Annotated in this window: 25 protein-coding genes and 1 rRNA gene; 3 read left to right on the top strand and 23 right to left on the bottom strand. The window is 45.0% G+C overall.

What is annotated here, in order from left to right:
• The 21 genes from WBS51_RS11950 to WBS51_RS12050 all read right to left on the bottom strand — a co-directional run.
• Positions 1-397 (bottom strand): 16S ribosomal RNA (locus WBS51_RS11950); the annotation flags it as partial.
• A gap of 495 nt (positions 398-892) precedes the next feature.
• Positions 893-2,131 (bottom strand): MFS transporter, encoded by a 1,239-nt coding sequence (locus tag WBS51_RS11955; RefSeq protein ID WP_294461297.1) that lies wholly within the window; start codon positions 2,129-2,131, stop codon positions 893-895.
• Positions 2,132-2,144: 13 nt separating this feature from the next.
• On the bottom strand, positions 2,145-3,527 hold the full coding sequence (radA, locus tag WBS51_RS11960) for a DNA repair protein RadA (RefSeq protein WP_173747534.1): 1,383 nt from the start codon (positions 3,525-3,527) through the stop codon (positions 2,145-2,147).
• Positions 3,528-3,667: 140 nt separating this feature from the next.
• Positions 3,668-4,081, bottom strand: a complete 414-nt coding sequence (locus WBS51_RS11965; protein ID WP_173747536.1) for an endosialidase — start codon at positions 4,079-4,081, stop codon at positions 3,668-3,670.
• A gap of 96 nt (positions 4,082-4,177) precedes the next feature.
• On the bottom strand, positions 4,178-6,637 hold the full coding sequence (locus WBS51_RS11970) for an ATP-dependent Clp protease ATP-binding subunit (protein ID WP_173747538.1): 2,460 nt from the start codon (positions 6,635-6,637) through the stop codon (positions 4,178-4,180).
• Positions 6,638-6,655: 18 nt separating this feature from the next.
• Positions 6,656-7,027, bottom strand: a complete 372-nt coding sequence (locus tag WBS51_RS11975) for a GntR family transcriptional regulator (RefSeq protein WP_173747540.1) — start codon at positions 7,025-7,027, stop codon at positions 6,656-6,658.
• Between the two features lie 74 nt (positions 7,028-7,101).
• Complete coding sequence (locus tag WBS51_RS11980) at positions 7,102-8,445, bottom strand: MATE family efflux transporter (protein WP_173747542.1); 1,344 nt, start codon at positions 8,443-8,445, stop codon at positions 7,102-7,104.
• A gap of 130 nt (positions 8,446-8,575) precedes the next feature.
• Positions 8,576-9,850: a phosphoribosylamine--glycine ligase gene (gene purD / locus WBS51_RS11985; RefSeq protein WP_291683408.1), complete on the bottom strand. Its 1,275-nt coding sequence runs from the start codon at positions 9,848-9,850 to the stop codon at positions 8,576-8,578.
• Positions 9,851-9,883: 33 nt separating this feature from the next.
• Positions 9,884-10,513 carry a phosphoribosylglycinamide formyltransferase gene (purN, locus tag WBS51_RS11990; protein WP_173747546.1) on the bottom strand — a complete coding sequence of 210 codons (630 nt, stop codon included), beginning with the start codon at positions 10,511-10,513 and terminating at the stop codon, positions 9,884-9,886.
• A 65-nt stretch (positions 10,514-10,578) separates the two neighbouring features.
• Positions 10,579-11,604: a phosphoribosylformylglycinamidine cyclo-ligase gene (purM, locus tag WBS51_RS11995; RefSeq protein WP_173747548.1), complete on the bottom strand. Its 1,026-nt coding sequence runs from the start codon at positions 11,602-11,604 to the stop codon at positions 10,579-10,581.
• Positions 11,605-11,632: 28 nt separating this feature from the next.
• Complete coding sequence (gene purE, locus WBS51_RS12000; RefSeq protein WP_173747550.1) at positions 11,633-12,136, bottom strand: 5-(carboxyamino)imidazole ribonucleotide mutase; 504 nt, start codon at positions 12,134-12,136, stop codon at positions 11,633-11,635.
• A gap of 73 nt (positions 12,137-12,209) precedes the next feature.
• Positions 12,210-14,258 carry an aminopeptidase gene (locus tag WBS51_RS12005; RefSeq protein WP_173747552.1) on the bottom strand — a complete coding sequence of 683 codons (2,049 nt, stop codon included), beginning with the start codon at positions 14,256-14,258 and terminating at the stop codon, positions 12,210-12,212.
• The gene (locus WBS51_RS12010; protein WP_294461306.1) at positions 14,251-14,841 is read right to left on the bottom strand and encodes an HD domain-containing protein; all 591 of its coding nucleotides are present in this window, start codon (positions 14,839-14,841) and stop codon (positions 14,251-14,253) included. Before WBS51_RS12010 ends, WBS51_RS12005 begins: the two co-directional genes overlap by 8 nt.
• A 24-nt stretch (positions 14,842-14,865) precedes the next feature.
• A complete protein-coding gene (locus WBS51_RS12015; protein WP_173747556.1) occupies positions 14,866-15,186 on the bottom strand; it encodes a DUF6142 family protein in 321 nt (106 codons plus the stop codon).
• Entirely contained in the window at positions 15,186-15,659 is a 474-nt protein-coding gene (locus tag WBS51_RS12020; protein WP_291683411.1) for a VanZ family protein, read from the bottom strand. The genes WBS51_RS12015 and WBS51_RS12020 overlap by 1 nt, the downstream gene beginning before the upstream one ends.
• A gap of 88 nt (positions 15,660-15,747) precedes the next feature.
• Positions 15,748-15,900, bottom strand: coding sequence for a hypothetical protein (locus tag WBS51_RS12025; RefSeq protein WP_173747560.1), 153 nt, complete (start codon positions 15,898-15,900; stop codon positions 15,748-15,750).
• A 20-nt stretch (positions 15,901-15,920) separates the two neighbouring features.
• Entirely contained in the window at positions 15,921-16,601 is a 681-nt protein-coding gene (pyrE, locus tag WBS51_RS12030) for an orotate phosphoribosyltransferase (RefSeq protein WP_291683412.1), read from the bottom strand.
• Positions 16,602-16,729: 128 nt separating this feature from the next.
• Positions 16,730-17,632: a dihydroorotate dehydrogenase gene (locus WBS51_RS12035; protein WP_173747564.1), complete on the bottom strand. Its 903-nt coding sequence runs from the start codon at positions 17,630-17,632 to the stop codon at positions 16,730-16,732.
• Entirely contained in the window at positions 17,632-18,408 is a 777-nt protein-coding gene (locus WBS51_RS12040; protein WP_173747566.1) for a dihydroorotate dehydrogenase electron transfer subunit, read from the bottom strand. The genes WBS51_RS12035 and WBS51_RS12040 overlap by 1 nt, the downstream gene beginning before the upstream one ends.
• Positions 18,409-18,423: 15 nt before the next feature.
• Positions 18,424-19,353, bottom strand: a complete 930-nt coding sequence (pyrF, locus tag WBS51_RS12045) for an orotidine-5'-phosphate decarboxylase (RefSeq protein WP_294461318.1) — start codon at positions 19,351-19,353, stop codon at positions 18,424-18,426.
• A gap of 39 nt (positions 19,354-19,392) precedes the next feature.
• Entirely contained in the window at positions 19,393-20,676 is a 1,284-nt protein-coding gene (locus tag WBS51_RS12050; protein ID WP_173747570.1) for a dihydroorotase, read from the bottom strand.
• A 274-nt stretch (positions 20,677-20,950) separates the two neighbouring features.
• Between WBS51_RS12050 and WBS51_RS12055 the strand changes: the two genes are divergently transcribed.
• Both WBS51_RS12055 and WBS51_RS12060 read left to right on the top strand, forming a co-directional pair.
• Entirely contained in the window at positions 20,951-21,151 is a 201-nt protein-coding gene (locus tag WBS51_RS12055; RefSeq protein WP_111920171.1) for a cold-shock protein, read from the top strand.
• A gap of 226 nt (positions 21,152-21,377) precedes the next feature.
• Positions 21,378-21,698 (top strand): helix-turn-helix domain-containing protein, encoded by a 321-nt coding sequence (locus tag WBS51_RS12060; protein WP_173747572.1) that lies wholly within the window; start codon positions 21,378-21,380, stop codon positions 21,696-21,698.
• A 77-nt stretch (positions 21,699-21,775) separates the two neighbouring features.
• Here the strand turns inward: WBS51_RS12060 and WBS51_RS12065 are convergent, their stop codons facing one another.
• Positions 21,776-22,039, bottom strand: a complete 264-nt coding sequence (locus WBS51_RS12065) for a hypothetical protein (protein ID WP_173747574.1) — start codon at positions 22,037-22,039, stop codon at positions 21,776-21,778.
• Between the two features lie 200 nt (positions 22,040-22,239).
• Between WBS51_RS12065 and WBS51_RS12070 the strand changes: the two genes are divergently transcribed.
• Positions 22,240-23,112, top strand: a complete 873-nt coding sequence (locus tag WBS51_RS12070) for a YitT family protein (RefSeq protein WP_173747576.1) — start codon at positions 22,240-22,242, stop codon at positions 23,110-23,112.
• Here the strand turns inward: WBS51_RS12070 and truA are convergent.
• A complete protein-coding gene (truA, locus tag WBS51_RS12075; protein WP_173747578.1) occupies positions 23,099-23,857 on the bottom strand; it encodes a tRNA pseudouridine(38-40) synthase TruA in 759 nt (252 codons plus the stop codon). The two genes, WBS51_RS12070 and truA, sit on opposite strands and share 14 nt — an antisense overlap.
• Positions 23,858-23,871 lie beyond the last annotated feature (14 nt).

Raw genomic sequence — 23,871 nt, forward strand, 5'->3', positions numbered from 1 at the left:
TTTCCTCCATTGTGCAATATTCCCCACTGCTGCCTCCCGTAGGAGTCTGGGCCGTGTCTCAGTCCCAATGTGGCCGGTCACCCTCTCAGGTCGGCTACTGATCGTCGGCTTGGTGGGCCATTACCCCGCCAACTACCTAATCAGACGCGGGTCCATCTCATACCACCGGAGTTTTTCACACCGGACCATGCGGCCCTGTGCGCTTATGCGGCATTAGCAGCCATTTCTAACTGTTATTCCCCTGTATGAGGCAGGTTACCCACGCGTTACTCACCCGTCCGCCGCTCAGTCAAATGCCAAATCCTCCGAAGAGTCAATGGCAAGTGCTTCGCTCGACTTGCATGTGTTAAGCACGCCGCCAGCGTTCATCCTGAGCCAGGATCAAACTCTCTGATAAAGTGTCTGTTCCAGTTCAAGATAACTACTTGGCTATCTATCCCTTTTACTGTTTTGGTTCGTTGAACCTAAGAATAAAATGTAAAAGAATTTTCGATTCATGTGTTCTACTGTTCAGTTATCAAGGTTCCTGTCGCTTTGACAGCTTTGATATTTTATCATATCTCTTTCAGCTTGTCAAGAACTTTTTCAAAAAGTTTTTTCAGCTATTCAGCTGAGCCGTTCTTTTTTTTCGACAGCCATACTAGATTATCACATCTGCATCGCTTTGTCAAGAACTTTTTAAAACTTTTTTATCGACCGAAGTCGTCTTTCTGTTCTTTGTGACAGCTAAATTATATTACCATTCTTTTTTCCTCCTGTCAACAGTATTTTACATTTTTTTCACCAACATCAAACACAACCGTTTCTATATCCATATCAGAAAAACAGACATGAAAGCTGCATAAGGCACTTTATAAACATAACGATACCAAAATGCAGCTCCTACAAAGCATTACTTTCTGTATAAAAGAGGATAACTTTTTCTGTCTGCTCCTGCCAAAAGAACATAAAAGACAATTCCCAGAATACCTGCTCCTGTCACACACTGCCATGCAGTCATTACCGTTCCCGTTTTCAGCACGCCGCCTATCAGCCATTGTGAGCTATACATCGAAGCCCCTAAAAAGATATTGGAAACCGAAGAAATTCTTCCTCTGTGAGATGCAGGAATTCTCCTGGTAAGATAAGGATACGACCCCAGCGTAGTCATAATTTCTCCTATCGTAAACAGAACCATGGACACATAATACATAGGAATTATCCCCTGTATGAATCTATACATAGCAAGGCTGACACTCACCAGTATCTGCCCAATCAGCAGCTTATTCACGTCACCCAGACCTGCTGCCCACTTTGTCAAAAGGGGGGTTCCGATAATCACCACAAGTCCATTCAAGCTGGTCATGAAACCAAAGTAAACTGCCCCTTTCCCACCATACAGGCTTTCCATATTCAACGGAATCAGGAAATTAAACTGTGCATAGGAAAATTCATATACCGCCCAGCAAATCAGAAAAAACAAAATCACCTTCTGTCCGGATAATATCTGCCAGGTAGACTGTCTATCCCGCGCTTTCTCATAAACATTTTCCGCTTCCTGCACCGGTGTAATATCTTTAATAAAGAGCAGAATCAAAATGGTGGACGACAGTGTGGTCAGTCCGTCAATGGCATAAGCCAGCCCCAGATGATTCTGAAACAGAATCCCCCCTATAGAAGGCGCCAGAATCAAACCCAGGTTCAGCCCCAGGTAAATCAGACTGTAGGCCTTCTCCCTGTTTTCAGTAGTGCTCAAATCCGCCACCAGGGCGTCATAAGACGGATTTTCCATGGTTTGGAATACCCCTGCCGTAAAAAACAGGAGAATCTGTGTCATGGATACGGGAAGAAACGCCGCTGTCAGATAGCAGATGACCGTCACCAAATCGCACACCACAATAAGTTTTTTCTTATTGCAATGGTCTGCCAATTTTCCTCCTATCAGATTTACCGGAAACTGTACAATTCCCATAGAAATCGTAATTTTTGCAATTTCTCCGGCATCCATCCCCAACTTATTGCTCAAAATCAACGTCAGCATAGGCCATATCATAGCCCCCATATTGGTCGCTGCCTTCCCCCAGAAAAGCACATACAGTTCCCGCCGCAAGCCTCTATACTGTCCAAACATTTTGTCAAATATCTTTTTCATATGTCTTTTCCCCTTAAATGTATTCCATAGCCTCCTTAATATTGGCTACTCCAATAAGCTTTATCTTATATTTTCCCTGTATTCCCTCCACATTGGTTTTTGGCATAATGCAGGCCGTAAAGCCCAGCTTTTGAGCTTCCCGCACCCTGGTTTCCGCCATGCTGACGCCACGAACTTCCCCCGAAAGTCCCACCTCTCCAAAGATTAAAGTTCCCTCATCTATTACCTGATTTTTATAACTGGACACAATAGAAAGTACAATGCCCAAATCAATGGCCGGCTCTCCCAGTTTCATGCCTCCTGCCAGATTCACATAAGCATCACAATCTCCCAGACGCAAACCGGCTCTTTTTTCCAACACAGCCATCAAAAGATTCACACGGTTGTAGTCAATACCCACAGAAGTCCGCCTTGGCAATCCGAAGTTGGTTCTGGTTACCAGCGCCTGAATTTCTATGAGGATGGGGCGGGTTCCCTCCACAGAACAGACCACCGTAGTTCCGGACGCATCAGTGGGACGCCCATTTAACATGGCCTGGGAAGGATTTTTCACCTCTTCCAACCCTTTTTCCTGCATTTCAAAAACCCCGATTTCATTGGTAGAACCAAAGCGGTTTTTCACTCCTCGCAAAATTCGGTAAGCAAGCTGGCGGTCTCCTTCAAAATACAAAACAGTGTCTACCATATGTTCCAGTACTCTCGGTCCTGCCACACTGCCATCCTTTGTCACATGCCCCACAATAAAGACGGAAATCCCCAGTCCCTTGGCAATCTGCATCAGAATTCCCGTGGATTCCCGAACCTGTGAAACACTGCCCGGTGCAGAAGACACCTCTTCGTTATACATGGTCTGAATGGAATCAATCACCACCGCTTCTGGCTTCAGCCGTTCAATGGTACTGCGGATAATTTCCAGATTTGTTTCACACAAAAGATAAAGATGTTCATTAAATTCTCCGATTCGCTTTGCCCTCAGCTTAATCTGACGCAGGGATTCTTCCCCGGATATATACAAGACCTTATGCTGCTGCAAAGTCAACTGCCTGCACACCTGTAAAAGCAGGGTGGACTTTCCGATACCGGGGTCACCGCCTACCAGTACCATAGAGCCGGGCACAATGCCGCCGCCTAAAACCCTGTCTAACTCCTCCATATTGGTTTTGATTCTGTCCTCTTCCCTGACCTGAATTTCGGAAAGCCGAACCGGTTCGTTTCTCTTTCCTGTCTGACCCTCCGTTCCGGAGATCCCTTTAGCGGCAGCACCTTTTCCTGCCCCAGAAACGCTCTCCTCCACAAAAGTATTCCACTCCCTGCAGCCCGGACACTGTCCCAGCCACTTTGAAGATTCATATCCACAGTTCTGACAAAAAAATACACTTTTTTTCCCTTTTGCCATATCTCTTTTCTCTTCCTCCTGTTCTGCCCACTCAAATACGGTCTGCTGCAAAAGAAAAAAGCAGAGCCGGGAAGTCACTCACCCGACTCTGCATATCGTCTTTTTTATTCTGTAAGACAATCACCACAAAGACCGACCGTTCAGACTCTTTCAATGCTCACAGAAACCTGCTCTGCCTGTTCCAGTTCCACACTGAAAGATAATTTTCCTCCCAGATTTGTCTTCATCTGTCCTGCCTCTTCCCCGTCAATGGTTACTTTATACTCTGCATCTTCTTCCAATTCCACGGTAATCTGCGCATCTTTTGGACCTTCTACAGTAAAACTCATTCCTGTTTCTTCTGTATGCAGATTCAATACAGTAGTGCCTGGTACAGATTCGTAGACAAACATTCCGTTTCGTTCCAGTTTTGTAATTTCATTATATGTTTTAACTTTGTACATATCTCCGTCATACTCAAAATCGGATAATTTTGATTTTTGTGTCAACTCATAGTTGCCAAAGCTGATTTTGCCGTTTTCTTCTGTACGAATTAATTCTTTTACCACTGACATAGTTATGTCCTCCCGCTTACGTCTTTCGTTTCTTCGATTCCTTTACAGAACCGTTCTTTTTTGTATATCAATGTTACCATAAACACACAAATTTTTCTAGTCATTCTGTACATTTACCATAAATTTTATAGTTTGTTTAGACAGTCCAATGGTAACGCTGTTACCGGCCTGAACCCGCCCCTCCAGAATTTCCTCTGCCATAGCATCTTCAATTTTGTTCTGAATGGCTCTCTTTAAAGGTCTCGCCCCATATTTCGGGTCGAAGCCTTCTTTTGCAATAAGCTCTTTCACACTGTCTCTGACTTTTACCTCTATATCCATCTGCACCTTGCAGCGGGTCACAAATTCTTTCAGAAGCAGTCCCGTGATTTTCTTGATTTCCTCTTTATTCAGCATATGGAAGACAATAATATCGTCGATTCGGTTCAGAAATTCCGGACGGAACAGACGCTTTACTTCCTCCATGACACTGTCTTTCATCTTTTTATAATCTGCTGACGCGCTGTCTGCTGCCCCGAATCCCAGCTTTTTGGGCTCTACAATGGACTGGGCGCCTGCATTGGACGTCATAATAATAATGGTTTCCTTAAAATCCACCTTTCGGCCCTGAGCGTCTGTAATATGTCCGTCGTCCAGTACCTGCAGAAGAATGTTAAACACATCCGGGTGCGCTTTCTCAATCTCATCAAAGAGCAGCACGCTGTAAGGATTCCGCCGCACTTTTTCGCTTAATTGTCCGCCTTCCTCATACCCTACATATCCCGGAGGAGAACCTATCAGTTTGGACACACTGTGTTTTTCCATGTATTCGGACATGTCCACACGAATCATAGCGTCTTCTCTGCCGAAAACCGCTTCCGCCAGTGCTTTGGAAAGTTCTGTCTTTCCCACACCCGTAGGTCCCAGAAGGAGGAAAGAACCAATGGGACGTTTTGGATCTTTTAAACCTACCCGGCCTCTTTTTACCGCTTTTGCCACGGCTCTCACTGCTTCCTCCTGACCAATCACTCGCTTATGCAGAATCGTTTCCAGCCTGGCCAGACGTTTGGATTCACCCTCTGTCAGCTTCTTCACCGGAATCTTAGTCCATTCTGCCACTACCTGTGCCACCTGGTCTTCGGTAACAACCAGCCTTTTCCGCTTACACTGTTTTTCAAAACGCTCTCTTGCCTTTTCCAGCTGTTCTTCGGTTTCTTTCTGCTCCTGCTGCAGCTGTTTTGCCAGCACAAAGTCCTGCTGCTTCACCGCTTCCTCTTTTTCCTGATACAGACTTCTGAGATGTTTCTCCATCTCCACCAGACCGTCCGGGGTTTTGTATCCGTCCAACTGCACTTTTGAGCAGGCCTCATCCAGCAAATCCAGGGCTTTATCCGGCAGAAAACGGTCATTGATATAGCGGATTCCCATAGCCACGGCTGCCTTTACCGCACTTTCTTCAATGGCAACACCGTGATGTTTTTCATAATAAGGTACCAGACCTCTCAAAATTTCCTCTGCCTCTTCTTTTGCGGGTTCCTCCACCATGACAGGCTGGAAGCGTCTCTCCAATGCCGCATCCTTTTCAATATGTTTGCGGTATTCTTCAATGGTTGTGGCGCCAATAAGCTGGATTTCGCCTCTGGAAAGAGCCGGCTTCAAAATATTGGAGGCGTCCAGCGCCCCCTCCGCACCGCCTGCACCGATTAACGTGTGCAGTTCATCCAGAAACAGCAGGATTCTTCTGTCACCGGAAACCTCTGCAATCACCCGCTTAATGCGTTCTTCAAACTCTCCCCGATACTTGGACCCTGCTACCATAGCAGACAAATCCAATATCACAATCCGCTTATCTGCCATACTTTCCGGTACCAGACCTCTGACTATCTGCTGGGCAAGCCCTTCGGTAATAGCTGTCTTTCCCACACCCGGCTCTCCAATCAGACAGGGATTGTTTTTCATCCTTCTGCTGAGAATCTGAATCATGCGGTTAATTTCCTTTTCTCTTCCCACAACAGGGTCTAACAATCCTCTTGCTGCCATTTCTGTCAAATCCCGGCCATACTGTGCCAGCATAGGTGTTGAGGATTTTTTGCTGCCTTTTAAAGAGCCTCCGAAAGAGTCCTCCTTCGTCAGCACGCCTTCTCTTCCCAGCGTTTTCATCACTTCTGCATAAAGGGCCTGGATATTGACTCCCATAGTGTGCAGAAGCCGCGCAGCCACACAATCGTATTCTTTTAACATGGCAATCAAAAGATGTTCTGTCCCCACTTCCCGGCTTTCCATCTTTTCCGCCTCTTCTCTAGCCAAAGCAAGCACCTGCCTGGCTCTGGGCGTATAGCCCTGGGGCTCTTCTAAAAGCACACCGCAGGATGGCGCTACCAGGTTTTCTGTCAGTTCCTGCAGCTTTTCTTTTGTCACACCGGCCTCTCCCAAAAGAATGCCCGCTGTAGTCTGCTCTCCTGCCAGAAGCCCTGCCAGAATGTGCTCTGTCCCAATATAATTATGACTGCAGGCTCTTGCTGTCTGTTCAGCAGTTTTCAATGCCTTCAGTGCCCATTTTGAATATTGATTCCTCATGCAAATCTCCCATTCTATTTATACTTTATACTCTTCAAAAATCTCGTCAATTAAGGCATGAACCTCTTCCCGCGTAATGTTTTTACAGCAGCCTTTTGCCAGCACTACCAGAAGATTTTCTTTCATTTCCTCCAAAGCCCGGATTTTATTCTCATCAATAGAAATCACCGCCCCTTTGCGGCGGTCAATGGTAACAAAGCCTTCCTGCCTCAAAACGGAATACGCCTTATTTACCGTATGCATATTAATCCCTACGGTATCGGCAAGCTGCCGCACGGAAGGCAGTGTTTCTCCGATTTTCAGCTGGTCTGTGGCAATGCCCATAATAATCTGGTTACAAAGCTGTACATAAATAGCTTCATCACTGTTAAAATCTATTTCTATCAGCATATTCTCACCCGCTTCCTGTTGTTATATTTAATATAGCATAGATAGCACTTCCGGTCAAATCTAATTTCTTCTCTTTACTGTTTTTTCGAGGCTATGTATCCGTACTGTTCCTTTTTCCGGATGAAATAGTAAACCGACAGCAGAACAGTCATAAATTCCGCGCTTGGCACGGCCAGCCACACACCGTCTACCCCTATCAGATACGGCAGTAGCAGAATATTCAGCACAATCATGACAAAGGTGCGGATAAAAGAAATAATGGCCGATATTTTTCCGTCCGAAAAAGCTGTGAACATGGATGATGCAAAGATATTGATTCCGGCAAAAAAGTAATTAAAAGAAAAAAGAAAAAAGCCTGTACGGGCAATTTCGTAAGTCTTGCTTCCCTTCGGGGTAAAAATTTCCACAATCATTCCCCCGGACAGAAGGGCAAAAATCGTAATCAAAACAGACGATATCCCTATAAACCAAAGACAGATTTTAAAAATCCGCTGCAACAATGCTCTGTTTTTTCTCCCGTAATTGAAACTGATAACCGGCGCAACTCCCATGGAAAATCCCATATACAGGGCATTAAACAGGAACTGACCATACAGCACAATAGTAATAGCCGCCACACCGGCTTCTCCCAAAAGCCGCATCATGACAATGTTAAAGAGAAAGGTTACCACTGCAGTAGACAAATTGGTCACCATCTCAGAGGAACCGTTAAAGCAGCTTTCTTTTAACACCAGAAAATCAAAACGCGGCTTCACCAGGTACAGGGAGTCCCTTACCCAAAGGAAATACAAAAGCCCTACCACGGCCGGAAGAAGCTGTCCGATTCCGGTGGCCCAAGCTGCGCCTGCAATTCCCATCTGCAAGGGTCCCATAAAAACATAGTCTAAAATCATATTCAAAAGACCGCCGCCTATGGTAAGCGCCAGACCAATAACCGGTTTTCCGGCAGTCACAAAAAAAGTCTGAAACAAAAGCTGCAGTACACAGGCCGGTCCCATAAATATAAGAATCCTCAGATATTCTTCACAATAAGGCATAAGCACATCTGTGGCTCCCAGCATTTTCACCAGAGGTGTCAGGAACATATTTCCTGCTATAAGAAAAAACAGTCCTACTGCAATTCCTGTGACCACAAGAAATGCAAAATCTCCTCTGGCTTCCTCCGGCCGGTGTTCTCCCAGCTTTCGGGCAATCACTGCGCTGCCGCCTGTGGCCAGCATAACTCCCACCGCTATCATCAGACTGATAACCGGATACACAATATTCACAGCAGAAAGCGCCTGGGTATTTACCAGCCTGGATACAAAAATCCCATCCACAATGGTGTAAAGGGACATAAAAACCATCATCACCATGGTTGGAAAGGCAAATTTCAGTAAAGAAAACAGCCTGAAATCTTTTGAAATTGCATTTGACATAATTCTAAAAACCCTCTCTTTTTGCATGATTCTCTGATTATAACACAGAGATTTTTTCGGTGCAAGAAATGAAAAAGGGAATACCGCCCCTGCACTGCCTGCAGCGTCATGCGGTATCCCCATTCCTTTCTTATACTTCGTCAATCGCTTTTCCGATATCGTTTCTCTTATACTTATTGGCAAACTGAATCCATTCCGTTGCCTTATACGCATTGGCTCTTGCCTCTTTCAAATCTGCACCCTTGGCGGTAACACCCAGCACACGACCGCCGTTTGTAACGATTTTACCGTCCTTTAAAGCAGTTCCTGCATGGAACACATAGTAACCGTCTTTATCTTTGAAGTTTTCCAAACCTTCAATGGGGAATCCTTTTTCGTAGGATACCGGATAGCCGTCAGAAGCCAGTACCACGCATACGGCTGCGTTGTTTTCAAACTGCAAGTCCACTTCGTCCAGTTTTCCGTCTACACAGGCTTCAAACACTTCCACAATGTCATTTTTCAGTCTCGGAATGACAACCTGCGCCTCCGGGTCACCGAAACGGGCATTGTATTCCAGCACTTTCGGACCTTTCTCTGTAAGCATTAAACCAAAGAAGATAATGCCCTTAAATTCTCTTCCCTCTGCTGCCATAGCGTCTACGGTAGCCTGATAAATATATTTTTCACAGAAATCATCTACTTCCTCTGTGTAGAAAGGACTTGGGGAGAAAGTACCCATACCGCCGGTATTTAAGCCCTCATCTCCGTCCTTTGCACGTTTGTGGTCCTGAGCGGAAGTCATGGTTTTGATCGTTTTTCCATCCACAAAGGAAAGTACCGAAACCTCACGGCCTGTCATAAACTCCTCTACCACCAGTGTATTTCCAGCAGAACCGAATTTCTTGTCCAGCATAATTTCCTTTACGCCTTCTTCTGCTTCTGCTAAAGTATTGCAGATTAAAACACCTTTTCCCAGCGCCAGACCGTCTGCCTTTAACACGATGGGAAAATCTGCCTTTTCCCGAAGATAAGCCAGCGCCTCGTCCGCACTCTGGAAATTCTCATAGGCTGCAGTAGGAATGTTATATTTTTTCATTAAATCTTTTGAAAAGGCTTTTGAACCTTCCAGAATTGCCGCATTCTTTCTCGGTCCGAATACGCGCAGCCCTTCCTTTTCAAAGACGTCTACCACACCGCCTACCAATGGGTCATCCATACCTACAACAGTTAAATCAATCTCCTTTTCTTTTGCAAAAGCTGCCAGCTTGTCAAATTCCATTGCTCCGATATTGACACATTCTGCTACTTCTGCAATTCCCGCATTTCCCGGCGCACAGTAAATTTTGTCCACTTTCGGACTTTTTGCCACCTTCCATGCAATGGCGTGTTCTCTTCCGCCGCTTCCGATAATTAATACTTTCATGTGTTCCATGCCCCTTTCACGCTTTGATACTTTTTATGCTTCACGGATTTTTACAATTCCGTCTGTAATTTCTACCTTCTGGTTGGCAATCAGGTCAATCGCCTGCGGCATAATCTGCCATTCCGCCTCTTCCATCACTCTCCTCTGCAGAGTTTCCGGTGTATCATCCTGCTGTACTTCTACTGCCTTCTGCAGAATAATGGGACCGGTATCCGTTCCCTCATCTACAAAATGCACGGTAGCGCCAGTCACCTTCGCTCCTCTTTGCAGCACACCCTCATGTACCTTCAAGCCATAGTACCCTGTTCCGCAAAAAGCAGGAATCAGAGATGGGTGAATATTGATAATTCTATTTGGATAGGCTTTTACCATCATTTCCGGAATTACCACCAGACAGCCGGCCAGCACAACCAAATCCACATGATACGACTGTATAGTCTCCAGAAGTGCCCGATTGAAAAGTTCTCTGGATTCGTAGCGTTTCGGCGATACGCACTGCGCCGGAATCCCGTGTTTTTTGGCTCTCTCCAGAGCATAAGCATTTGCGTTGTTACTGATTACCACAGACACCTGTGTATTGGTAATCTTTCCGCTGTCTATGGCGTCTAAAATTGCTTGAAGATTGGTTCCGCCGCCGGATACCAAAACCGCTATTTTCATCATTTTTGTCAGCCTCTCTCTTCGACAGGAAAAGGGCTGCACTGCGGCAACCCTGACTCCCCTTATACTTATACTAATTTTACGCCCTTTTCGCCTGCTTCGATTTTACCCACAACATATGGCGTATCTCCTGCTGCTTTGATGGCTTCCATAGTCTTATCCACATCTTTGGCATCTACAGCTACAATCATTCCAAGACCCATGTTAAAGGTATTGTACATCATAGTTTCTTCGATTTCGCCCACTTTTGCCATTAAGGTAAAGACAGGAGGAATCGGATAGCTGTCTTTTTCAATTACTGCGCACACACCGTCTTTTAACATTCTCGGTACGTTTTCATAGAAACCGCCGCCTGTGATATGGCTGCAGGCTTTTACAGCAACCCCTGCTTCTTTTACGTTCTTTAAGGCTTTTACATAGATTCTGGTAGGCGCCAGAAGAGCTTCGCCCAGTGTTTTACCCAGTTCGTCATAGTAAGTATCCAGCGATTCCTTTGTCATCTCGAACACTTTACGAACCAGAGAAAAGCCATTGCTGTGTACCCCGGAAGAAGCCATACCGATAAGCACGTCTCCATCCTTTAAGTTTTCACCGTTGATTAAGTCTCTGCGTTCTACCACACCTACTGCAAAACCAGCCAGGTCATATTCTTCTTCCGGCATAAGCCCTGGATGTTCTGCGGTTTCGCCGCCGATTAAAGCCGCCTCAGACTGCAGACATCCCTCTGCCACACCTTTTACGATTTCTGCAATTTTTTCCGGATAGTTTTTGCCGCATGCAATGTAATCCAGGAAAAACAGAGGTTCACCGCCTGCACAGGCAATATCGTTGACACACATAGCCACTGCGTCGATACCGATAGTGTCATGTTTGTCCATAAGGTAAGCTAATTTTACTTTTGTACCGCAGCCATCTGTACCGGACAGCAGCACCGGGTCTTCCATTTCTTTGATTTTCTTCAGGGAAAAAGCACCGGAAAATCCGCCTAAACCGCCAAGCACTTCCTCGCGCATGGTTTTCTTTACATGTTCTTTCATTAATTCCACTGACTTGTAACCAGCTTCAATATCTACGCCAGCTTTCTTGTAATCCATTTTTATCCTCCTCGCTTCTTTTCCGTGCTTATTTATAGTTTTTATATCCTACTTCCTGCAGTTTTGCATCTTTTGCTACAACCTGGTCTTTTAACTCTTCTTTGTAGTCTTTCAATTTCTGAAGCAGTTCTGCGTCAGAAGTAGCTAAAATCTTGGCTGCCAGAATTGCCGCATTGGCTCCTCCGTTAATTGCTACCGTCGCAACCGGAATTCCGGAAGGCATCTGTACAATGGAATACAGAGAATCTCTTCCGCCCAGTGAGGTGGTATGCATCGGAATACCGATAACCGGCATTGGGAAAATTGCAGCGCACATACCCGGAAGGTGTGCGGCCATACCTGCTCCTGCGATGATAACTTTAAATCCTTTTTCTTCTGCGGATTTGGCATATTCAAAGAATACATCCGGTTCCCTGTGTGCAGAGATGATTGTCATCTCATACTCAATCCCGAATTTTTCCAGCATGTCTGCCGCTTTGCTCATAACAGGCATATCAGAGTCACTGCCCATAACAATTCCAACTTTTGCCATGATTATTCTCCTTTATCTCTATGATTTAGAATTTCTCCATACAGCACAATTTTACATATTGTGACAGGTCTTGTCAAGCAGGAAACGGCTCATTTAATGCTTCTGTTCCGGGAAGTACAAACCTGCCGTCCTCAATAATGGAAACCCAGTCCCCATGCAGGGTCTGCACTCTTATACTGCCCAGCTCATCATAAGGTATAGTAATATCTGTATGACAGCCCAAATAAGCCTTGCTTATATCCTCTTTTCGCAGAATAGACACCTCGTTATCCCTGGCAATAATCTCTTTTCCGTCCGGATTGTAGACTGCTGTATCCTCGCTCCAACTATAGCAGGTATCCCCCACTGCAAAATGCGGCCCCATCTTTTCCGCAATGAGAATGGGAAGGAGATGGCCTATCTGATATTTCTGTGCCATGACATAAGCCGTAGTGTTGGTTCCTATGGCAAATTCCCCCAAAGGCAGGGTATCATGGTGATATAACAGATTTTCCTTTATAAAATTCTGGTTTTCCTCTTCAGAGGCAAAATTGCTGCAGCTGTAACCGGAAATTCTGCCATCCGAAAATTCCACTTTCAGATTTTTGTACTCCAGTCCGTTTAAGAACACCCTGGAAACCGCCAGCGTTCCGTTTGTACCTTTCAATACCGGGGAAGTAAAGACTTCTCCCACCGGAATGTTGACGTCTGCCACACAGTTTTCAAAGTTGGTCTGTTTTGCCGGATTTTCCAGATGATGAAGTTTTACGGTCAAATCTGTGGCATTTTGGCCTTTTCCTTTAATCTGTACGGTCTCCCCTTTGTCTAAAGCGTCAATGATATTCTGCTGAATTCTGCGGTAAAGCTGATTATCCAGGGTATTGATTTTCACTGTCTCCCGGAAAATTTCTTCAAACTGCTCTCCGATTTCCATAACCGGATAGGCAATGATAGTAAAACTTCTTTCTTCCCCTTTAATATAGCGATTTACAATCTGTCCTGCTTCGTTGTCATAAGTGACCTGCAGCTTCTGCTGATGACTGGTAAGGGTGCAGGCCTCCTTTCTTTTTCCGGGAGCAAACGGTGTTTCTCCAAAGGTTTCCATGCAGGCCGGACCGCCGTGTACAGCCGCCAGACCTTTTACCTGTTCATAAGCCACCTGCAGCACTCTCAGCTTTCTCTGGACAAACTCATGGTCCAGATACAAGGCCGCATCGTCTTTGTGATCATATTCAAACTGTGGGTTTGGAATAGCGCCGTAATACCCGATTCTGTGGTGCTGCTTCTTGTTTACGCTATGAACTGCACTCCGGTAAATCACCGGTTTTAAATCCATGGCCTTAAACTGCTCAATAGCTGCCTTTACCATACGCTCAAATCCCAGTTGGAAACGTATATTCACCGTCTTTTTCTTTGTGATGTCTTTTCCTGTCAGCACAAATCCGGTGCGGTAGCCCTCTGTGAAAGTCCGTGCCATAGCCTGAATTTCCTCTTCAGAAAGAGTATTTAAAAATTTTGCCATACCTATTTCATTTTCCGTGATATATTCCCCAAAGCGATACAGATAACGGATATCCGTCAAATCACTGCTGCAGATAATATTGGCGGCAAAATCAAGAGCCGGGTCTACCCCTTCCTGCACTCTGCGGCCCACCATTTCGTCACTGTAATCGCTGACATACCAGTAAATTGCCTCTTTTACATCTTTTGCAGAAACCTCTTCATCCTCAAAAAGATTGTATATCTGTACAAATAATTCCATTGCCACCGTCATATCAAAAAGCCTGTCTTCGTAAGCAAAGACAATCAGTCCCCGGATTTCTGTATACAAAAAACTTAAAAGCTGCCCGAATTCTTCCCCAAGAGTCTCTGCCGCCCATGTTGGATTTCCATAAGAATGTCCATAGTTTTGAGGCAGAATATCTTCATACAGCTTCTGATTATTGGCCTCCAGTTCCGGAAGTTCTGCGCCTTCCAGCCAGCCCTGCTGCAGTTTTTTGTGCAAATCCGCCACCTGCATAATAAAGGCTGCCGTTGTTTTAAAATAAGTCCCATAAGGTTCTTTTACGACTTCTTCTCCGCTGATTTCCCGGATTCTTTCTTTCATAAGAGAAAAACGTTCCATCATCCATGCATCACTCATTTTTCAAATTTCCTTTCTCCACATTTTTATCTAAAATATCCTCTACATAAGCTTTCATTGTCCGGGAGCTTTCCCCCACACGGCTGTTCCGCTTTTCCACCTGTGAACGGCGGATACCTCTTTCCCTCCAGGATTTTCCGCCTGTGGCATGATTCAGCATCAAAGGCTGCACATTGTCGCACACATGGGCAAACTTTGCCTCCGGTGTCTCGTAAGCATCAAATTCTTCCCACAGCGCACGAAATTTTTCCCCCTGGTCTTTGGGCAGCATGGCAAATATCCGGTCTGCAGCCTTTTCTTCCCGTATTCTCTGGGTCTGCTTTCCCGCCTCGTCGTAGGCATATGTATCTCCTGCGTCAATTTCCACCAAATCATGAATCAGTACCATAGTAATGACCTTCAGCAAATCCACTTCTTCGTCCGCATGTTCAGACAGAAGCACAGCCATCAGGGCCAAGTGCCAAGAATGTTCCGCATCGTTTTCCCTGCGTGTTCCGTCAGACAAATACGTCTGTCGGTTGATAAATTTCAGCTTATCCACTTCCAGCAAAAAATCCATCTGCTTTTTCAACCGCTCTTCCATATGTTTTTCCTCCTTCTCTGTGTTTTATGCAAGTCCCAGCAGAAACAGCCCCAGCCAGATAACCATAAGCACGCCGTTTCCTGCTGCTCCAATTTTGCAGAAAAGCTGGTCTCTGTTTTTCTCCGAAAAACTTTTCAGTCCCAGAATAAATCCGTAAATGGAAAGCCCTATGGCAATCAGTCCCATAGCCCCCAGATACAGACCGCCTTTCCCGTGAAATGCAAGGGAACAGATGGCTGCAATACAGAAAATCCCCAGAGAGATTCCGGCAAATACAGAAGACGTAACTCCTTTCTCGGAATGTTTTTTCTTTGCAAAATCATATTTATATCGTTTTTTCGCCATTATCCTGCTCTCCTTTTCCAATTTCTATATAGTAAATGGCTGACAGCAAAAAGCAGATAACCGATTGCTGCCCCCAGTGTATTCATCACCAAATCATCCACATCAAAGCACCCCAGCTTTGTAACCAGCTGAACGGTTTCTACGCAAAGACTTAATGTAAATCCAGAGAAAGTAATAAAGAAAAATCCTCTTGCTTCTCGGCTGATAATGGGAAGAATCAGTCCAAAGGGAATAAATCCCACCACATTGCCCAATAAATTAGCCATAACCGCCAGTGCGCCCAACTGCTTCCGGTATATCCAGAATCTTTTAATTTCCTGGAACAGCACAAGATTATAATGATACTCCCTTTCTGCAAAAGCCAGCTGTCCAAACCTTTCTGCAAAAAAGAGGAAGTATATCAGTGCAAGAATATATATTACAAACAAAACCGCCCCCGCGGCTTTTATTTTCTTCTTTACCCTTTTATTCAATTTTTCAACCTCTTATCACAACTTGCTAAATAAATAATAAGAAGGCTGAAGTATTTCATTTCCATACAACAGCCCCTTATCCTGTCCATTAAAATGTAATCTCAGATTTCCTTTTCAGAAGTCTGGCTCCGGTTACCAGCATGACAACACCTGTGGCAATCCCGGTTACCAATACAACAATCCCAGCTGCAATACTGCCTGCTGCACAGCGGGACATGGTTTTATAAATTTTTTCGTTCATCAGGAATCCTTCCTTCTTTTTTATTTGGCGCCGTACTGTTCATAGTATGCGTCAATGGCTTTCTTAATTTCATGGTCAATGACGACTCTGCCGCCACATTCTTTGTTGTACAAATGCTCAACCACTTCTTCCATAGTAACAATGGCATTGGTATCAAATCCGTAAGTATCCTTTACTTCCTCAAGCGCACTCTTTTCGCCGCCTTTTCCCACTTCCATACGGTTTAGGGAAACCATCAGACCTACGATTTCCACATCGGCTGCACCTCTTACCTTTGGAACAGTTTCTTCCATGGATTTCCCGGAGGTTGTCACATCCTCAATCATAACGACTCTGTCGCCGTCCTGCAGCTTGCTTCCCAGGAAACTTCCCTTGTCTGCACCATGGTCTTTTTCTTCCTTACGGTCTGAACAGTAACGGACTTCTTTTCCGTATAATTCGCTGTAGGCAATGGCCGTTACCACGCTGATAGGAATTCCCTTGTATGCCGGTCCAAAAAGCACATCAAAATCATCGCCATATTTGTCGTGAATAGCTTTTGCGTAATACTCACCCAGCTTTTTCAGCTGAGAACCGGTAACATAAGCCCCTGCATTCATAAAGAAAGGTGACTTTCTGCCGCTTTTCAAAGTAAATTCTCCAAATTTCAAAACATTACTTTCTACCATAAAATCAATAAATTCTGCTTTATATGCTTCCATTTTTCTTAAACCTCCGTATTTGCAGGCCTTTTGTGCCTGCTCATCAAATCTCTTCAATTTTATCACAGTTCTTCACAGAAAACAACCAGGGCAGAACCCCTCTCCTCTGGTATTCTGCCCTATCTTTCCTATTTCACAATTCCAATCAATTCCCGAATGTCTTCCACGCCATTCTCTTTCATATATCGCTCCAGTCCTTCGATAATCTCCACTGTAGCATAAGGGTTGGTGAAGTTGGCGGTTCCCACAGATACTGCTGTAGCGCCTGCCATAATAAACTCCAGCGCATCTTCTGCGTTCTGAATACCGCCCATGCCGATGATAGGAATTTTTACCGCCTGGGCCACCTGATAAACCATACGCACAGCAATGGGTTTTACACAAGGACCGGACACGCCTCCTGTTTTATTGGCCAGCGCAAATGTTCTCCGTTTCACATCAATTTTCATCCCCGTCAGAGTATTAATCAGAGAAACCCCATCTGCACCGCCGGCTTCTGCTGCTCTTGCAATCTCCGCAATATCTGTTACATTGGGAGTCAGCTTCATAATCACCGGCTGCTTTGCGATTTTCTTAATCTGCGCAGTCAGTTCTTCTACATGCCTGGGATCCTGCCCAAAAGCCAGAAAGTTGGCATTGACATTTGGACAGGAAATATTAATTTCCATCATGTCAATAGGTTCCTCTGCCAGGCGCTCTACCACTGCCAGATATTCTTCCGGCGCATGTCCGCATACATTCACAATGACTTTTGTATCAAACTGCTGCAAATAGGGAATATCTCTTTCACAGAACACATCAATGCCCGGGTTCTGCAGTCCGATAGCATTCATCATACCGCTGTGAATCTCCGCAATACGCGGTGTATCATTTCCGGACCAGGGAACATGAGCGACTCCCTTTGTCACCACTGCCCCCAGTTTATTCAAATCCACAAACTCACTGTACTCTGCACCTGAACCAAAAGTTCCCGAAGCTGTCATAACAGGATTTTTCAGTTCCACTCCCGCAAGATTTACTTTCATATTCATTACAGTTCCACCTCCGTGCTCAAAAATACAGGACCATCCTTACATATCCGCTTATTGTGCACATGGGAATGGCTGTCTTTTTCTTTGGATTTACACACACAGGCCAGACAGGCCCCAATGCCGCAGGCCATTTTCTCTTCCATGGAAATATAGCAGAGTATGCTGTTTTCCTCTGCATAATTCTTAATGGCTCTTAACATCGGAGTTGGTCCACAGGCAAAAATCACCTCTGCCTCCAGAGCATTCTCCCGGATAGCATCCATCACATTTCCCTTTGTTCCCACACTTCCATCCTCTGTAGCCACTACGAGACTGCTGTTTTCAGACAACTCCTCTTTCAGGAAAATTTCACTGTTTCTGTAACCGGCAATCACGGTCACGTCTGCATCTGCTTCTTTAGCTGTCTGAACCATTGGTGGAACACCGATACCGCCGCCCATAAGAAACACCTTTTTCCCTTTTACGACCTCCATAGGAAATCCATTTCCCAAAGGACCCATAACATCCAGGTCTTCTCCTGCTTTCATACGGGAAAATTCATCGGTGCCCTTTCCTGCAACTCTGTATACAATGCGCAGTGCGCCCTTCTCTCTGTCAATCTCACAAATACTGATAGGTCTTGGCAAAATTCTGGAATTGTCCCTGCAATACACGGAAATAAACTGTCCCGGCTTCGCTTCTTTTACAATTTCCGCCGCTTCTATCCACATACTGTAAATCTCTGTGGCAATTTTTTCCTGGCTGAGAATTCTGCCCGTCATCTTTACTTTTGCCATAATTCCGCTTTCTCCTTATTTCGCTGCTTCCAATGCACCGTTGATATCTGCCACCATTGCTTCTACGGCTGCTCTTGCTGCATCTGCAAAGTTTTCTTCTCCGAAGTTTGCGTATTTTTCCTGCTTGTAAGCTGCAATGATGCCTCTGGAGGAATTCACAATGGCACCCAGACCGTCTTCATTAAAGAAGTGTACCAAATCCTTGCCCTGTCCTCCCTGTGCACCGTAGCCCGGTACTAAGATATAAGACTTCGGCATGATTTTACGCAGAGTTTTTCCCATTTCGGGGTAAGTTGCGCCTACAACAGCCCCCACATAACTGTAGGAATCTCCCATGAAGTCTTCGCCCCACTGTGCAACTTTTTCGCCTACCAGTTCATACAGCGGTCTTCCGTCTACAAGCTGATCCTGGAAGTCGCCGCTGGAAGGATTGGAAGTCTTCACCAAAATAAACATTCCCTTTTTCTCTTCTTTGCACACATCAATAAACGGATAGATGCTGTCCGCGCCCATGTAAGGATTCAGGGTCACAAAATCTTCATCAAAAGCCGCAATTCTGTTTTTTCCCACCTGTACTTTTCCCACATGTCCGGTGGCATAAGCGGCAGACGTAGAACCGATGTCTCCTCTTTTAATATCTCCGATAACCACCAAATCTTTTTCCCTGCAGTAATCCACAGTTTTCTTAAACGCCTGCAGTCCCGGAATACCAAACTGCTCATACATGGCAATCTGCGGCTTTACAGCCGGAATCAAATCATAAGTTTTATCTACAATTTCCTTATTAAACTGCCAGATAGCTTCCGCGGCTCCTTCCAGTGTCTCTCCGAACTCCTGAAATGCCTTTTCCTGAATATGCTTTGGAATGTAGTTCAGCATAGGATCCAGGCCCACTACAATAGGTGCCTTGGTTTTCTGAATCTTTGCGGTAAGTTTGTTAATCATTGTTTATTCCTCCAAATTGTACTTTTTTCCTTTTTCTTCTCAATCCTGCTGGTATACCACTTCTCCGTCGCAGATAGTAGCCTTTACCAGCCCCTTTACCTTTCTGCCGTCAAATGGTGTATTTTTGCCCTTGGACAGAAAACTCATACTGTCAATGACATACTCTGCTTCCGGGTCAATAATGGTCACATCCGCCGGACTTCCCACTTCCAGACGTCCTCTGTCACTGCCGATAATCTGCGCTGGGTTATAACTCATTTTCTCTGCCATCTGCAGCGGTGTGATGACACCCTTATCTACCAGTTCTGTCACCGTTAATGCCACTGCTGTTTCCAGCCCAACAATGCCAAAGGGTGCCTTTGTCATGGGCTGCTGCTTTTCTTCTCTGGAATGAGGGGCATGATCTGTGCTGATAACGTCCAGAATATCTTCTTTTAAACCTTTTAAAAGAGCTTCTTTGTCTGCCTCCGTGCGAAGAGGCGGATTCATCTTGTAATTGGTATCTCCTGCCACCATATCATCTGAAGTCAGGGTAAAATGATGCGGGCATACTTCTCCTGTCACTGGCAGCTTTTCTTCCTTGGCCAGCTGAATCATGCGCACACTATCCTTTGTGGAGCAATGGCACAAATGCAGTCTTGCTCCGGTTTCCTTGGCCAGTACGATATCTCTCGCCACAATCACGTCTTCCACCGCATTGCTGATACCCGGCAGCCCCAGTTCTTTAGAATGTTTGTCTTCATTGACGCAGCCGCCGTTTACCATATTCTGGTCTTCACAGTGGGCAAACACAGGAAGATCATGCTTTGCGGCAATTTCCATGGCTTCCCGGTAAAGCTTCATATTCATGACAGACTTTCCGTCCTCGCTGATAGCCGGAATCCCAGCCTGAATCATTCCCTCGATGTCAGCCAGTTCTTCGCCTTTCTGCTGCTTTGTCACAGCACCAATCTGCAATACATGTACCGGCGCCAGTTCTTTTGCTTTATTGTGTACATACTGTACCCGGTCTGCGCAATCAATCACCGGCTTGGTATTGGGCATGGCCAGAATGGTTGTAAAGCCGCCTCTGGCTGCTGCCTTTGCTCCTGTTACAATATCTTCCTTATGGGTTAGTCCCGGGTCTCTTAAATGCACATGCAAATCAATCAATCCCGGCATGACATAACAGCCTTCTGCAAAAATCACTTTATCCGGCGTTTCCTCAGGTGTAATCGTCCCTCCTATTTCCTGAATTACACCGTCTTCCATATAAATATCTCCGACCTCATCTCTCTGGTCAGAAGGGTTTAAAATACGCCCTTTTTGAATGAGTATCTTCATAATAAAATGTATCCTTTCTTCCGCATGAAGTTTTTTGTAAAAGCCGCAAAATCCGCTTAATTATATAAATAGTAACATACACATTTTCTTTCGTCAATTACACTTTTCCCTTGACTTTTCCGGTAACAGCGAATATACTTATCATGTCAAAGGTATATTGGATATTAGTATTAAATGGTTTTAGAGAGTATGTTATCATTTTTATACATAATATTTTCTCTAAAACCATTTAACATTTTATCCAAGTAATTTATTTTTTTATGGAGGTAACATTATGAACAAGGGAACTGTAAAATGGTTCAACGCTGAAAAAGGATATGGATTTATTACAGGCGAAGACGGACAGGACGTTTTCGTACATTTCTCAGCAATCAACGGAGAAGGATTCAAATCCTTAGAAGAAGGTCAGTCTGTAACTTATGATTTAACAGAAGGCGCTCGCGGAATGCAGGCAGCTAACGTAGAAAAATTATAATTATAAATGACAAAACCGGGGCTGTCGTTTCATACGGCGGCCCTTTTCTGATATTTTCATTTCTTTTTTCGCTTTTCTTCTATTTTCCATTTTTTTCTAAAAATCAGACTGTCAGTTTGCATTTATGAACCTTTAGTTCTTTTACATTACCATTGGTTTCTGTAATGCTTTTTTCATGAACACTATACTATTGTCGATACCTGTGGTTGAAATAGGAGATTTGTTTATGGATTTTAAAGAAATGGGACAGCAAATAAAGAAAAAACGCCTGGAAAAAAACTGGCGTCAGGAAGACCTTGCAGAGCAGACAGACCTGACGGCTACCTACATCAGTTTAATCGAACGAGGTAAGAAATGTCCGACACTGGAAACGTTTATTATCATTGCCAATGCACTGGATGCTTCCGCAGACGAATTACTGGCCAGCGCTCTGAATAACGGGTATGCCCTTCGTGTGTCCACTTATCTGGAACAGCTGAAAAAACTCAGTGAAGAAAAGCAGAAAACCGTATGTGATATCGTGGAAGTGCTGCTGCGAAATGAGTAGCACTAAAAAGGCTGCTGTACAAAACCTCTCAAGGTACTTTGTACAGCAGCTTTTCTCTTCGTTCTCATTTTGCCTCATTACTCTGAGGCTTCCTCTGTCAGCCCTGTCAGATAATCTGTAATAGCCGTTACATCCATTTCGGTAGTTACCACTTCCTGCTCTGCATCCGGGTCTTCTCTTGTCACCACACCGTATGCAGAATACCCAATCCAGCCCAAAGCCACCAAACAAACAGCGCCGATAGCTAATTTTTCAAAAAACAGAGCTCTCTTCTCTCTCTTCTGAAGTTTTGCACGGTTGGCTTTCTCTTTTTTATATTTGTCTACTTTTTCCTGACTCATACCGTAAATCTCCTTTGTCCCAAACTCGTCAAATCTGTTTTTTAGTATAGCATATTTTTCCTCTGCTGCAAAGAATTATTTCTCCCCTTGACCTATTCCCCTTTTTCTGTGTATACTAATAAACAGAAAAGAGCATTTGCGGATTATAATTTTTTATAATTCGTCAATGCTTTTTCTTTTCCAAGAAGGAGGGCAAATCTATGAATCTCACACACGAAAAATCCTGGTACGCCAGGAAATGGAGTATGGACGTCCTGGTTGACATCATCGGCGGTATTTTCATTGCCGTAGGTACTTACAACTTTGCCGCAGCCGCGGAATTTCCCGTTGTGGGGCTAAACGGTATTGCCCTGATTTTCTACCATTTATTCGGCTGGCCCATCGGACGGGTAGCGCTGATACTGAACATTCCCATTGCCCTGTTCTGTTTCCGTATTCTGGGCCGGAACTTTTTTCTGCGCTCTGTTCGTACCATCCTCATTACTTCTTTTATCATGGACTATGCAGCGCCTTTGTTCCCTGTATATCAAGGCGACCGCATGCTGGCCGCCATCTGCACCGGTGTCCTTTCCGGCCTGGGCTTTGCCCTGATTTATATGAGGGACTCCTCCACCGGAGGCGCGGACTTTATCATGCTTAGCCTGAAAGCAAAAAATCCGCACCTGACACTGGGCAAAATTGCCTTTGTCATGGATACGGTAATTGTCCTTCTGGGTACTGTCATTGTTTCCAAAGATGTAGACAGCCTGATTTATGGTATGATTATCAGTTTTCTGCTTTCTGTGGTGGTAGATAAAGTCATGTACGGCATTGATGCCGGAAAAATGACGCTGATTGTCACGGATTATGCAAAAGAAGTAGCAGAGAAAATCGACCAGGTCAGCGGCAGGGGCTGTACCTTCCTGAAAGCGGAAGGCAGCTTTGCCAGAGATAAAAAAGATGTGGTTTTGTGCGCCTGCAACAATAAACAGATGTATATTATCCGCACAGCCATAAAAGAAGTCGACCCCAACGCTTTCATTATCATCATGGAATCCAATGAAGTGCTGGGGGAAGGATTTAAGGCGCATTAAAGGCAGAGTCCGGATATTTGATCTGCACCAGTGTCAGCCCTCTGGCAGGAGCCGTAGGGCCGGCAGCTTTCCGGTCTTTCGCCTCTAAGATTGCGCGCATATGCGCCGGCGGATATGCCCCGCCGCCTATTTCCATTAAAGTTCCGGCAATGATACGCACCATATTGTAGAGGAATCCGTTTCCCCGAATGCGTATGGTAATCTTATCCGCTTCTTTTGTAATATCCAATGCATGAATGCACCGCACGGTAGTTTTCACCTGGGCGCCGGCGCCGCAAAAACTCTTAAAATCATGTTCTCCCAGAAGATAACCCCCTGCCTCCTGCATTTTTTCAATATCCAGGGGCACATAGGTAAAATGAGAATAAAAACGCTCCGTGGGAATGGGAAAACGGCGATTTAAAATCTGGTATTCATATGTCTTTTCGCTTTCCACATATCTGGGATGAAAGGTTTCCGGCACTTCTCTTGACTCCTGAATACGAATATCCTCCGGCAGCCTCTGGTTTAAGGCAAAGGAGAATTTCTCTCCGGGCATTCTCACCCGGGTATCAAAGACCGCTACATTTCCCAGGGCGTGAACGCCTGCATCTGTACGGCTGGCGCCAATAGTTTCTATGGTTTCTCCTGTAAGCTCAGACAAATGCCGGTTCAAAACCTCCTGCACCGTAATCCCATTGGGCTGCACCTGCCACCCACAGTAGTTGGTTCCGTCGTATGCAACGGTCAGCTTTACTCGTTTCATTATCTACGGTTCTC

The organism is Blautia acetica (assembly GCF_038739805.1).
Lineage (GTDB): Bacteria > Bacillota > Clostridia > Lachnospirales > Lachnospiraceae > Blautia.

Excerpts from the sequence above, each read along its gene's own strand:
- truA (WP_173747578.1), bottom strand. The coding sequence starts at position 23,857 with ATGAAACGAGTAAAGCTGACCGTTGCATACGACGGAACCAACTACTGT.
- WBS51_RS12050 (WP_173747570.1), bottom strand. The coding sequence starts at position 20,676 with ATGAAGATACTCATTCAAAAAGGGCGTATTTTAAACCCTTCTGACCAG.
- WBS51_RS12025 (WP_173747560.1), bottom strand. The coding sequence starts at position 15,900 with ATGAACGAAAAAATTTATAAAACCATGTCCCGCTGTGCAGCAGGCAGT.
- WBS51_RS12070 (WP_173747576.1), top strand. The coding sequence starts at position 22,240 with ATGAATCTCACACACGAAAAATCCTGGTACGCCAGGAAATGGAGTATG.
- WBS51_RS12055 (WP_111920171.1), top strand. The coding sequence starts at position 20,951 with ATGAACAAGGGAACTGTAAAATGGTTCAACGCTGAAAAAGGATATGGA.
- WBS51_RS12060 (WP_173747572.1), top strand. The coding sequence starts at position 21,378 with ATGGATTTTAAAGAAATGGGACAGCAAATAAAGAAAAAACGCCTGGAA.
- WBS51_RS11965 (WP_173747536.1), bottom strand. The coding sequence starts at position 4,081 with ATGTCAGTGGTAAAAGAATTAATTCGTACAGAAGAAAACGGCAAAATC.
- pyrF (WP_294461318.1), bottom strand. The coding sequence starts at position 19,353 with ATGATTAACAAACTTACCGCAAAGATTCAGAAAACCAAGGCACCTATT.
- WBS51_RS12005 (WP_173747552.1), bottom strand. The coding sequence starts at position 14,258 with ATGAGTGATGCATGGATGATGGAACGTTTTTCTCTTATGAAAGAAAGA.
- WBS51_RS12035 (WP_173747564.1), bottom strand. The coding sequence starts at position 17,632 with ATGAATATGAAAGTAAATCTTGCGGGAGTGGAACTGAAAAATCCTGTT.
- WBS51_RS11970 (WP_173747538.1), bottom strand. The coding sequence starts at position 6,637 with ATGAGGAATCAATATTCAAAATGGGCACTGAAGGCATTGAAAACTGCT.
- WBS51_RS11975 (WP_173747540.1), bottom strand. The coding sequence starts at position 7,027 with ATGCTGATAGAAATAGATTTTAACAGTGATGAAGCTATTTATGTACAG.
- WBS51_RS12010 (WP_294461306.1), bottom strand. The coding sequence starts at position 14,841 with ATGGAAGAGCGGTTGAAAAAGCAGATGGATTTTTTGCTGGAAGTGGAT.
- purE (WP_173747550.1), bottom strand. The coding sequence starts at position 12,136 with ATGGCAAAAGTTGGAATTGTTATGGGCAGTGACTCTGATATGCCTGTT.
- WBS51_RS12015 (WP_173747556.1), bottom strand. The coding sequence starts at position 15,186 with ATGGCGAAAAAACGATATAAATATGATTTTGCAAAGAAAAAACATTCC.
- radA (WP_173747534.1), bottom strand. The coding sequence starts at position 3,527 with ATGGCAAAAGGGAAAAAAAGTGTATTTTTTTGTCAGAACTGTGGATAT.
- WBS51_RS11980 (WP_173747542.1), bottom strand. The coding sequence starts at position 8,445 with ATGTCAAATGCAATTTCAAAAGATTTCAGGCTGTTTTCTTTACTGAAA.
- WBS51_RS11955 (WP_294461297.1), bottom strand. The coding sequence starts at position 2,131 with ATGAAAAAGATATTTGACAAAATGTTTGGACAGTATAGAGGCTTGCGG.
- WBS51_RS12040 (WP_173747566.1), bottom strand. The coding sequence starts at position 18,408 with ATGGCAAAAGTAAAGATGACGGGCAGAATTCTCAGCCAGGAAAAAATT.
- purN (WP_173747546.1), bottom strand. The coding sequence starts at position 10,513 with ATGATGAAAATAGCGGTTTTGGTATCCGGCGGCGGAACCAATCTTCAA.
- pyrE (WP_291683412.1), bottom strand. The coding sequence starts at position 16,601 with ATGGAAGCATATAAAGCAGAATTTATTGATTTTATGGTAGAAAGTAAT.
- WBS51_RS12065 (WP_173747574.1), bottom strand. The coding sequence starts at position 22,039 with ATGAGTCAGGAAAAAGTAGACAAATATAAAAAAGAGAAAGCCAACCGT.
- purD (WP_291683408.1), bottom strand. The coding sequence starts at position 9,850 with ATGAAAGTATTAATTATCGGAAGCGGCGGAAGAGAACACGCCATTGCA.
- purM (WP_173747548.1), bottom strand. The coding sequence starts at position 11,604 with ATGGATTACAAGAAAGCTGGCGTAGATATTGAAGCTGGTTACAAGTCA.